General features: G+C 68.8%; 11 protein-coding genes. 8 read left to right on the plus strand and 3 right to left on the minus strand.

The window, feature by feature from the left end; translation table 11 throughout:
• Positions 1-389 (plus strand): transglycosylase SLT domain-containing protein (locus ON38_RS22295; RefSeq protein ID WP_039826884.1); only part of this gene is annotated, 389 nt, incomplete at its 5' end.
• 126 nt (positions 390-515) lie between these two features.
• Complete coding sequence (locus ON38_RS22300) at positions 516-1,286, plus strand: acyl-[acyl-carrier-protein] thioesterase (RefSeq protein WP_039826885.1); 771 nt, start codon at positions 516-518, stop codon at positions 1,284-1,286.
• A gap of 579 nt (positions 1,287-1,865) precedes the next feature.
• Here the strand turns inward: ON38_RS22300 and ON38_RS22305 are convergent.
• Positions 1,866-3,542 (minus strand): 4Fe-4S binding protein, encoded by a 1,677-nt coding sequence (locus ON38_RS22305; RefSeq protein WP_039826886.1) that lies wholly within the window; start codon positions 3,540-3,542, stop codon positions 1,866-1,868.
• Between the two features lie 176 nt (positions 3,543-3,718).
• Between ON38_RS22305 and ON38_RS22310 the strand changes: the two genes are divergently transcribed.
• Positions 3,719-4,210, plus strand: coding sequence for a SixA phosphatase family protein (locus tag ON38_RS22310; protein ID WP_039826890.1), 492 nt, complete (start codon positions 3,719-3,721; stop codon positions 4,208-4,210).
• A 3-nt stretch (positions 4,211-4,213) separates the two neighbouring features.
• Here the strand turns inward: ON38_RS22310 and ON38_RS22315 are convergent, their stop codons facing one another.
• A complete protein-coding gene (locus ON38_RS22315; RefSeq protein ID WP_030525238.1) occupies positions 4,214-4,414 on the minus strand; it encodes a hypothetical protein in 201 nt (66 codons plus the stop codon).
• Positions 4,415-4,616: 202 nt separating this feature from the next.
• Between ON38_RS22315 and ON38_RS37600 the strand changes: the two genes are divergently transcribed.
• The 4 genes from ON38_RS37600 to ON38_RS22335 all read left to right on the plus strand — a co-directional run bounded on the left by ON38_RS37600 (position 4,617) and on the right by ON38_RS22335 (position 7,655).
• Positions 4,617-4,922 carry a GNAT family N-acetyltransferase gene (locus ON38_RS37600; RefSeq protein WP_039826891.1) on the plus strand — a complete coding sequence of 102 codons (306 nt, stop codon included), beginning with the start codon at positions 4,617-4,619 and terminating at the stop codon, positions 4,920-4,922.
• Positions 4,915-5,898 (plus strand): pirin family protein, encoded by a 984-nt coding sequence (locus ON38_RS22325; protein WP_039826887.1) that lies wholly within the window; start codon positions 4,915-4,917, stop codon positions 5,896-5,898. Before ON38_RS37600 ends, ON38_RS22325 begins: the two co-directional genes overlap by 8 nt.
• A 277-nt stretch (positions 5,899-6,175) precedes the next feature.
• Positions 6,176-6,622: a MerR family transcriptional regulator gene (locus tag ON38_RS22330; protein WP_245564156.1), complete on the plus strand. Its 447-nt coding sequence runs from the start codon at positions 6,176-6,178 to the stop codon at positions 6,620-6,622.
• A gap of 16 nt (positions 6,623-6,638) precedes the next feature.
• Positions 6,639-7,655 (plus strand): aldo/keto reductase, encoded by a 1,017-nt coding sequence (locus ON38_RS22335; protein WP_039826888.1) that lies wholly within the window; start codon positions 6,639-6,641, stop codon positions 7,653-7,655.
• Here the strand turns inward: ON38_RS22335 and ON38_RS22340 are convergent.
• On the minus strand, positions 7,616-8,506 hold the full coding sequence (locus tag ON38_RS22340; protein ID WP_051165062.1) for a helix-turn-helix transcriptional regulator: 891 nt from the start codon (positions 8,504-8,506) through the stop codon (positions 7,616-7,618). The genes ON38_RS22335 and ON38_RS22340 overlap by 40 nt on opposite strands.
• A 101-nt stretch (positions 8,507-8,607) precedes the next feature.
• Here ON38_RS22340 and ON38_RS22345 point away from each other — a divergent pair, with 101 nt between their 5' ends.
• Positions 8,608-9,621: an aldo/keto reductase gene (locus ON38_RS22345; RefSeq protein WP_039826889.1), complete on the plus strand. Its 1,014-nt coding sequence runs from the start codon at positions 8,608-8,610 to the stop codon at positions 9,619-9,621.
• Positions 9,622-9,666: the final 45 nt, after the last annotated feature.

Here is a 9,666-nt window from a genome sequence, read left to right on the forward strand (position 1 = left end):
CCTCCGGCACCGCCCCCACCACCATGCCCACCGGGGACCAGGCCGAATGGATCCGGGAGGCCATCCGGGTGCTGCGCGAGAACGGCTACGACATCGACGATTCCGAAGCCGCCACCATCGCCCTGATCATCGAACGCGAATCCGGCGGCAATCCGAACGCCATCAATCTGTGGGACAGCAACGCCGCGGCCGGTATCCCGTCGAAGGGTCTCATGCAGACCATCGACCCGACCTTCAACTCCTATTCGCTGCCCGGTCACGGCGATATCTGGAACCCGGTGGACAACATCATCGCCGGCACGCGATACGCCATCGAACGTTACGGTTCGCTCGGCAATGTGCCCGGGGTGGTCGGGGTCTCCAACGGCACCGGCTACGTCGGATACTGACCACCGCCACACGCCGAGCACAGCGAACCGACGGCTCGGCGTGGCGCGGTGACACACGCCCCGTAAAGTCGTCTCACAGGAAACACGCAGAAGTACCGCGGCCAGCCCGCCGCGCGAGGAGCACAAGTGTCACTCGATCAGCCACTCGCCCCGCTTCCCCAGGAGGGCATGGGGTTCGTCACGGCGTGGCCGGTGCGAGCCGGCGACGTGGACCCGTACAACCGCGTACGCCTCGACGGTGTCGCCCGCTACCTCCAGGACATCGCCTGGGAACACCTCCAGCAATCGGTCCTGGAACAAAGCGACCCGAACTGGATCATCCGGCGCACCGTCATCGACGTGGTCCGCCCGGTTCTCTGGCCCGACCACGTCCACCTGCGACGCTGGTGTTCGAGTATGTCCACCCGCTGGGCGAATATGCGGGTGCGCATCACCAGCGACCGCGGCGGCCTGATCGAAACCGAAGGTTTCTGGATCAATATCAACGAGTCGAACAATATGCCCGCCCGGATCAGCGACGCGGGCCTGGCCTACCTGGCGCAGACCACCGCCGAGCAGCGACTCCGCTGGCGCCCCTGGCTCACCGACCCCGCGCCGCCCGAATCCGACACCGACCTGCCGTTCCCGCTGCGGGCCACCGATATCGACCAGTACAACCATGTGAACAACACCTGCTACTGGCAGGCCGTGGAGCAGTATCTGGTCGACTACCCCAAACTGGTCAGCGGCCCGCATCGGGCGGTCATCGAATACGTCGCCCCGGTGCTGGCCCGGCAGCACATCAGCGTCCGCAGCAGGTACGAACCGGGCGACCGGACCACGGGCCGCCCGACCCTGCGCCTGTGGTTCGTGGTGGACGGGATCACCACCACGATCGTCCGTATCGCACCGCTGTAGACCGCGAGACCGGCCGGGAGTCGGCGGTGGCGGCGAGGCGCCCGGGAAACTCGGGGCGGGGGCGAACGACCGGGAAACTCGAGGTCGGGGACCTACAACCCCGAGACTCCGGATCGCGCCGCACAACCGGAAACTCGAGACCGGGACCTACAACCCCGAGACTCCGGATCGCGCCGCACAACCGGAAACTCGAGACCGCGGCGTGCTTGCCGGCGAAGGTGGGGCGCGTATGCGGCCTACTCGTGAAGGTGCTGTGTTTTTTGGCGCGCCTTCGGCGCGCGGGGTTGAGGCCCCCTTGGGTCTCGCCGTTTCGGCCTCGAGACTTGCGCTTCGCGCGGGCGCTTTCGAGGCCGAAACGGCGAGACGGGCCTCAACCCTTTGAGGTGTCTCGTAACACTCGACACATGCGGTTGCGTCGGCATTCGATGCTCGGGTTAGGGGCGGACCTGCGCGAGAAGCGACCCGGCCGCACCGGGGCGAGCGGGTAGCTGTTGACGGCCGAGGGTCCGTGTCCGGATCGCTCCGGGGCGCGGACCCCAAACCGCCGCACGGCCGGGCATCGGCCGTTTGCAGCCGCCGTCAGCTACCGCCCTTGGCCGCCTGGAGGAGGTCGGCGAGGGTGGTGAACTTGACACGGGGGCGGCCCGATTCCTTGCCGGCACCGCGTTCGGCCTGGTCGATGGCCTTCCAGCCGACCCGGTCCACCAGGTCCGGCTGGCGTTCCTGGACCAGGGCGCGCAGCGCGTCGCGGTCGGCGGTGGGCGCGGCCAGCTTGCCCGCGATGAAATCGGCGATCAGGCCCTCCACTGTTTCTTCGGAGTCGATCCGGTTGGAGCCGATGACCCCGCGTGGACCGCGTTTGATCCAGCCGCTGACGTACACGCCGGTGAGCGGCCGGCCGTCGGCGCCGATCACGCGGCCGTGTTCGTTGGGGACCACGCCGCGTTTGTCGTCGAAGGGCAGGTCCGGGACCGGCCGGCCGCGATAGCCGATCGACCGCAGCACCAGCGAGGCCGGGAGACTGCCGGTCTCACTGGTGGGGCGGGCGTTGAGGATCCCGTCCTCTTCCACCAGTTCGTTGCGGGCGTACTCCAGCGCTTCGACCTTGTCGGTGCCGGTGAGCGCGGCCGGAGCGGCCAGGTATTTGAAGACGATCCGTTTGTTGCCCTCGGTCGGCGGTTTCGCGGCGAATTCCTCGGCGAGCGCGTATTTCAGCTTCAGCGAGGGTTCCACGTCCGGGTGGTCGAGCAGCGCCTGCGAGGCCGGATCGAGTTCCAGTTCGGCCGGGTCGATGACGATATCGACCCCGGACAGGTGTGCCAGCGCCAGGAATTCCGGTGAGGTGTAGGCCGCCTGGAGCGGACCGCGCCGGCCCAGTACCACGACCTCGCGAATATTGCTGCCGCGCAGCGCGGCCAGGGCGTGGTCGGCGATATCGGTTTTCGCCAGCTCGTCGGGGTCCACGGTCAGCACCCGGGCGACATCGAGGGCGACATTGCCGTTGCCGACGATGACCGCGCGCTCGCCGGAAAGGTCGAAGACCCGATCGGCGTAGTCGGGATGCCCGTTGTACCAGGCCACGAACTCGGTCGCGGAATGGCTGCCGGGCAGGTCCTCGCCCGGGATACCCATGCGCCGGTCCGAGGAGGCGCCCACCGCGTAGAGCACCGCGTGGTGGTGGGCCAGCAGTTCCTCGTGGGTGATGTGCTTACCGACCTCGACGTTCAGGTAGTACTGCAGGGTGTCGCGCCGGAAGGCCGATTCGAACATGGCCGCGACCGTTTTGGTACCGGGGTGGTCGGGCGCCACGCCCGCGCGGACCAGACCCCACGGCGTGGGCAGCCGGTCGAACATCTCCACCTGGACGTCGCAGCGCCGCAGCAGTTCGTCGGCCGCGTAGGCGGCTGCCGGGCCGGCGCCGACGATCGCGACCCGCAAGGTCCCCAGCTCCTTGGGCGGCCGCACCGGGGTCGCGATCGGATCCAGGTTCGACTCCAGCGGATGCCGCTCGAACCAGGCCGCGTTGATCTCGCGGAAACGGGCCAGCGACGCGGACAGATCATCCTCGGAGAAGATGGCCTCCACCGGGCACGCGTCGACACAGGCGCCGCAGTCGATGCAGGTGTCGGGGTCGATGTAGAGCATTTCGGTCGTGGCGAATTCCGGCTGGTCCGGAGTCGGGCGGATGCAGTCGACCGGGCACTCGGAAACGCAGCTCGCGTCATTACAGCAACGCTGCGTGATTACGTAGGCCATATTTGTGCAGATCCTCGAGACTTATATGCGGGCTGGTGCCGTCCGGGTCGCGGGTGGCAGGGCGTGACGACTGAGCGTGGGCCGGGATCACCGGGCCTCCCTCCATTGTGACGCCGATTTCAGTTTGCCTCGAGTGTGTTGTGGATCTCCGCACCGAGGGTGCCTACGGTGGACCCATGGCGCGGACTCTGATCTTGATGCGGCACGGGAAATCGGCGTACCCGGCCGGAATCGAGGACCACGAGCGCCCGCTGGCGCCGCGGGGGAAGCGCGAGGCGGCGTTGGCCGGCACCTGGCTCCGTGCGAACCAGCCACCGATCGACGCGGTGCGTTGTTCCACCGCCACCCGTACCCGGGAGACGCTCGCCGCCACCGATATCACGGCGCCGGTCGAGTTCGAGTCCGGGATCTACGAGGCCACGAGCGACCATCTGATCGAGCTGGTCGGGCTCACCGACCCCGCCGTCTCGACCCTGCTGGTGATCGGTCACGCACCGGGTATGCCCTGGACGGCGTGGGACCTCGCGGCGGCACACGATACCGAGGATGCCCTGCGGCTGAGCCGCAAGTTTCCCACGTCCGCACTCGCGGTGCTGCGCTTACCCGGCGACTGGGACCAGGTGGGCCCGGGTACGGCCGACCTGGTGAGCTTCCACGTTCCGCGCTGACACTCAGCGCAGCAGTTTGCCGCCGAACACCGCTCCGGCGCCGAGCACGACGAGCAGCAGGAACGCCGCCCAGCCGCCGATCAGCCACCAGACCAGGCCGAACACCACGACGATCGGCGCCACCGCGATCGCGGTGATCACCGGGCTCTCCCTGACCGTGGCCCACGCCGAACGCGCCCGGACCCGGTCGATTTCCTTGGCCATGTTCTCAGGTTACGTGCCGTCACCCGGATGCGCTGGTACACGCGTGTTCCGACCGGTGACCCCCCTGGACGGGTACGGGCCGCGTCCCATGCCCGAGCGCGCGGCCCCGGCCCGGGCGCCGCTGAGTACGCTGGCGCTCGACGGTACGGCCCGGGTCGTGGCGTCGCGGGTAGATGTCGGGACACGGAAAGGAGCTGCGGAGATGACCGAAGCGACCGAGCAGAGCAAGGTGGTGCGCAACCCCGGCGAGAACCGCTACGAGGTGTGGTACGGCGCCGAACTGGCCGGATTCGCCGAATACACCGAGCGCGGCGAGGAAACCGTCTTCACCCATACCGAGATCGGCCCGGAGTTCGGCGGTAAGGGGCTGGGTAGCCGGCTGGCCGGGTTCGCGATCTCCGACACCGTGGACCGCGGGCGCAAGATCCGGCCCGAGTGCCCGTTCATCCGGAGCTATCTGGAAAAGCATCCGCAGTACAGCGAGCACGTGGTCGGCGGCGGTGAGTGATCTCGATCCGCATCCCACCGAGACCCTGTGCGAGCCGGGGACCGGGCCGGGACCGATAACGCGGCTGTATCCGGCCCGGGAGGTGCCGCTGGGTGGTGTGCGCGGTACCTATGTCGAACGGACGCTGCCCCAGCGGGACCTGCCGACCGTCGGGGCGTGGTGTTTCCTGGACTATTTCGGCGCTCCGACGGTGACCGTCACCGACGCCCCACCGGATATCGATCCGCATCCGCATATCGGTCTGCAGACCGTCACCTGGCCGTTCGAGGGCATGATCCGGCACCGGGATTCGGTGCGCTCGGATGTGCGCATCGAACCCGGCCAGCTCAACCTGATGACCTCCGGGCGCGGGATCGCCCATTCGGAGTACACGGTGCCCGAGGCGCCCGCCGGGCGCGGGCTGCAATTGTGGGTCGCGCTGCCGGAGGGGCACCGCGATATCGCTCCCCATTTCGAACAGCATCGGGACCTGCCCGTGTACACCGCCGCGGGCCTGCGGGCGACCGTGCTGCTGGGTTCGCTGGCCGGGGTGACCTCGCCGGCGACGGTCTACACGCCCTTGGCGGGGGCCGATATCGAGATCGATCCGGCGACCGCGGCCACGCTGTCGCTGGAACCGGAGTTCGAGTACGCGCTGCTGGCGATCGAGGGTACGGTCACCGCCGCCGGGTGCGATCTCACGCCGGGCCCGCTGCTGTATCTGGGCACCGGCCGCGACTGCCTCGACCTGTCCAGCGACTCCGGTGGCCGGTTCGCCTTGATCGGCGGGGAGCCGCTCGCGGAGGAACTGGTGATGTGGTGGAACTTCGTGGCGCGCGAGCACACGGAGATAGTGGCGGCCCGCACGGATTGGGAATCGCACAACACCGAGCGTTTCGGTGATATCGCCGGCCATACCCCGGACCAGCGCATTCCGGCGCCGCCCATGCCCGGTGGGCAACTGAGGCCCCGCGCCCGGCGACCACACGGCAGCTGATCCGCTCCCCGCGGCCACGGCTCCTCTCCGGCACCGCGGCACTTCGCCCGCGTGTGGCGTGCTCTTTTCCGCCATCGGTCGCCGACTCCTGAATACCGACGGTTCGCCGACCGCCCAGGCCTCCGGCCGGCGCGAAGCAACCGAGTACTCTCTGTGATCAGCGCTTGCTTGGAGTGCACTCCAGGTGGCTAACGTTGTCCTCGTTCGACGAGAGGATATCGAGCACCATGCGGAAATCCTTGTGGTGCAGCATTTTCCGCTAAGGAGAGCAGTCGGCGTGAGTATCACCGAACCCGGCCCGGATATCACCGACCCGGCTCGGGACCTCCCCCGGCATTCGATCGGGGCGGCGGCCCGGCACTGCGGTCTGAGCCAGGACACGCTGCGCTGGTACGAGCGCATCGGCCTGCTGGCCCATATCGGCCGTGACCACACCGGCAAGCGCCGGTTCAGCGACCGGGACCTGGACTGGCTGACGCTGATCACCCGGTTGCGCACCACCGGTATGACGGTGGCGGACATGATCCGGTACGCCGAACTCGTCCGCGCCGGCGCGAGCACGATCCCCGAACGGCTCGCGATGTTCCGTAAGACCCGTGCCGATGTCCTCGACCGTATCGCCGAACTCGAACAGACCGTGGCGGTGCTGGATCACAAGATCTCGCTCTACGAGCAGCATGTGCCCACCGACGCCACCCGGTCCCCCGACAACGCAGCATCGTGAAGGGATATCCGAGACCATGACCACCTCCGCAGTACTGCCGACCGCTCCACTGGGCACCACCGGGATCCGGGTGGGTGTCCAAGGGCTGGGCTGCATGGGTATGAGCGAGTTCTACGGCCCCACCGACCGCGCGGAATCCCGTGCGACCCTGGATCGCGCCCTCGAACTCGGCATCACCCTGTTCGATACCGCCGATATCTACGGTTCCGGCGACAACGAGGAGTTCCTGAGCGATTTCGTCCGCGCCAACCGGGACCGGATCGTGCTGGCCACGAAATTCGCGATCGTCCGCCGGGCCGACGACCCGCACTACCGCGGCATCGACAACTCGCCCGATTACATCCGCCGGGCCGTCGACGCGAGCCTGCGCCGCCTCGGTACCGACACCATCGACCTGTACTACATGCACCGGCGCGATCCCCAGGTGCCGATCGAGGACACTGTGGGGGTGATGGCGGAGCTGGTGCGGGCGGGCAAGGTACGCGCACTCGGCCTGTCCGAGGTCACCGGAGCCGAATTGCGCGCCGCGCACGCGGTCCATCCGATCGCGGCGGTGCAGTCGGAGTGGTCACTGTTCTCTCGCGACGTCGAGCGCACCGCGGTGCCGGCGGCCGCCGAACTGGGCGTCACCTTCGTGCCCTATTCACCGTTGGGCCGCGGTTTCCTCACCGGAGCCCTGCCCGGCACCGACGATCTGAGCGAGAACGATTTCCGGCGGCATATGCCGCGTTTCACCGGCGAAAACGCCGCGCACAACGCCGGCCTCCTCGCACCGTTGCACGCTGTCGCCGAAGAGCGCGGCCTCACACCGGCCCAGGTCGCGCTGGCCTGGGTGCAGTCGCGAGCGCAAGTGCACGGCCTTCCGGTGGTGCCCATTCCCGGCACCCGCCGCCGGACCCGGCTCGCGGAGAACGCCGCCGCGGCCGCGGTGACGCTGACCGCGGCGGAACTGGATCGGCTGGAATCGATCGCCGCGCAGGTGGCCGGGCCGCGCTACGCGGATATGTCCTTCACCTCGGCCGGCCGCGAGTAGGGCGGCGGCTCCGGCTCCCCCAGCCGCTGAGTGCCGATGACGCGCAGCAATTCCATTTTCTCCGCGGCATCGGTACCCGGCAGCGGCCAGTAGATGAGCAAGCGCTGGGTGGCGCTGGGCGTCAGCATCGTTTCGCAGAACATATCGATCACCCCGAGCTCGGGGTGTACCGCGCTCTTGGTATCGGAGTGCCGGACCGCCACCTCGTGCTCGTTCCAGAGCCGCTCGAACTCCGGACTGTTCGCCCGCAGCGCGGCGATGAACTCGATGACGTCGGGATCCTTCGGCCGGCGCGCGGCGGTGGCGCGCAGATCGGCCACCTGGCGGCGGGCGAGCCCCTCGGTGTCGCCCACCGGGGCGATCACGCGGGCCTCCGGTTCGGTGAACCACCGCCAGGCGTAGAACCTGCGCCAGCCCTGCTGTTCGGCCTGATCGCCGAACAGCAGTGTGTGCATGCGGTTCTGTACCAGGCATTCGCCGAGGTCGGTGATGACCGCCGCCGGGATATCGTCCAGTTTGGCGAGTACGTGCATCAGCCCCGGGCCGACGTGTTTGTCGGTCCGGCTGCCGCCGGGCGGCGCGTGTTCGCACAGGAGATAGATGTGATCGCGTTCGTCGGAGGTGCAGCGCAGCGCGCGGGTCAGCGCGGCGAGCACCTGCGTGGACGGCCGGGGCCCGCGCGCCTGCTCCAACCGCGTGTAGTAGTCGGTGGAGATCCCCGCCAGCTGCGCCACTTCGTCTCGGCGCAGACCGGGGGTCCGGCGGCGGGTGCCCGGAGGCAGGCCGACCGACTCGGTGGTCAGCTGTTCCCGGCGGCGACGGAGAAAATCGGCGAGTTCGCTGCGATCCATACCTCTACTGTCGCGGACCGCCGCGCGGTCTGCCAGGGATCGCCGCTCCCCCGATAAAGCGTCTCTGCCACGACCGCGCCCGGTCCACCACCGTGGTCGGTATGACGAATACACAGATCGCAGTCGCGCGGCTGGGCAGCACCGGACCGGCGGTCGGGCGGATCGGTCTCGGCGCGATGGGAATGTCGGGCTCCTACGGCCCCGCCGACGAAGCCGAATCGAAGGCCACCGTCCACGCCGCGCTCGATTCCGGCGCCCGGCTCGTCGATACCGGCGATTTCTACGCCATGGGCCACAACGAGTTGCTGGTGGGCCGGGCGATTGCGGATCGCCCGCGCGAGGAGACCATCCTCAGCGTGAAGTTCGGCGCGATGATCGGCCCGGACGGCAGCTGGCAGGGTTTCGACAGCCGACCCGCGGCGTTGCGCAATTTCCTGAGCTACAGCCTGCGCCGGCTCGGGGTCGACTATGTCGACATCTACCGCCCGGCCCGGCTGGACCCGGCGGTACCGATCGAGGACACGGTCGGAGCCATCGCCGAACTCGTCGACGCGGGGTATGTGCGGCATATCGGCCTGTCCGAGGTGGGCGCCGAAACCCTGCGCCGGGCGGCGGCGGTACACCCGATCGCCGACCTGCAGATCGAGTACTCGCTGTTCTCCCGTGGTATCGAGACCGAGATCCTGCCGGTCTGCCGTGAACTCGGCATCGGCATCACCGCCTACGGGGTGCTCTCGCGGGGCCTGCTCAGCGATACCGCGCCTGGTCGCACCGCCGATTTCGGGCCGGCCGACTATCGTGCCCACACCCCGCGTTTCCAGGGCGAGAACCTCGCCGCGAACCTGGCACTGGTCGACGCGCTGGCCACGCTGGCGCGGGACAAGGGCGTTTCCACCGCCCAGCTGGCCATCGCCTGGGTACTGAGCCGCGGCGGCGATATCGTTCCACTGATCGGGGCGCGCACCCGTACCCGCTGGTCGGAAGCGCTGGGCGCGCTGGATATCGCCCTCACCGGGGCCGATATCGCGGCGATCGAGGCCGCGGTGCCGGCCGCGGCGGTGGCGGGTAGCCGATACGCGGAGGCGCAGATGAGCGCCCTCGACAGCGAGCGCTGAAACCGTCCGGCATCGCCGTGTCGCGGGGTCCGGCGCACTGCCGGG

It is taken from the genome of Nocardia testacea NBRC 100365, assembly GCF_000308775.1.
Lineage (GTDB): Bacteria > Actinomycetota > Actinomycetes > Mycobacteriales > Mycobacteriaceae > Nocardia > Nocardia testacea.

What these genes read in the sequence shown, in the direction of transcription:
- ON38_RS22335 (WP_039826888.1), top strand. Translation starts at nt 6,639, where the DNA reads ATGACCACCTCCGCAGTACTGCCGACCGCTCCACTGGGCACCACCGGG.
- ON38_RS22345 (WP_039826889.1), top strand. Translation starts at nt 8,608, where the DNA reads ATGACGAATACACAGATCGCAGTCGCGCGGCTGGGCAGCACCGGACCG.
- ON38_RS37600 (WP_039826891.1), top strand. Translation starts at nt 4,617, where the DNA reads ATGACCGAAGCGACCGAGCAGAGCAAGGTGGTGCGCAACCCCGGCGAG.
- ON38_RS22340 (WP_051165062.1), bottom strand. Translation starts at nt 8,506, where the DNA reads ATGGATCGCAGCGAACTCGCCGATTTTCTCCGTCGCCGCCGGGAACAG.
- ON38_RS22305 (WP_039826886.1), bottom strand. Translation starts at nt 3,542, where the DNA reads ATGGCCTACGTAATCACGCAGCGTTGCTGTAATGACGCGAGCTGCGTT.
- ON38_RS22310 (WP_039826890.1), top strand. Translation starts at nt 3,719, where the DNA reads ATGGCGCGGACTCTGATCTTGATGCGGCACGGGAAATCGGCGTACCCG.
- ON38_RS22315 (WP_030525238.1), bottom strand. Translation starts at nt 4,414, where the DNA reads ATGGCCAAGGAAATCGACCGGGTCCGGGCGCGTTCGGCGTGGGCCACG.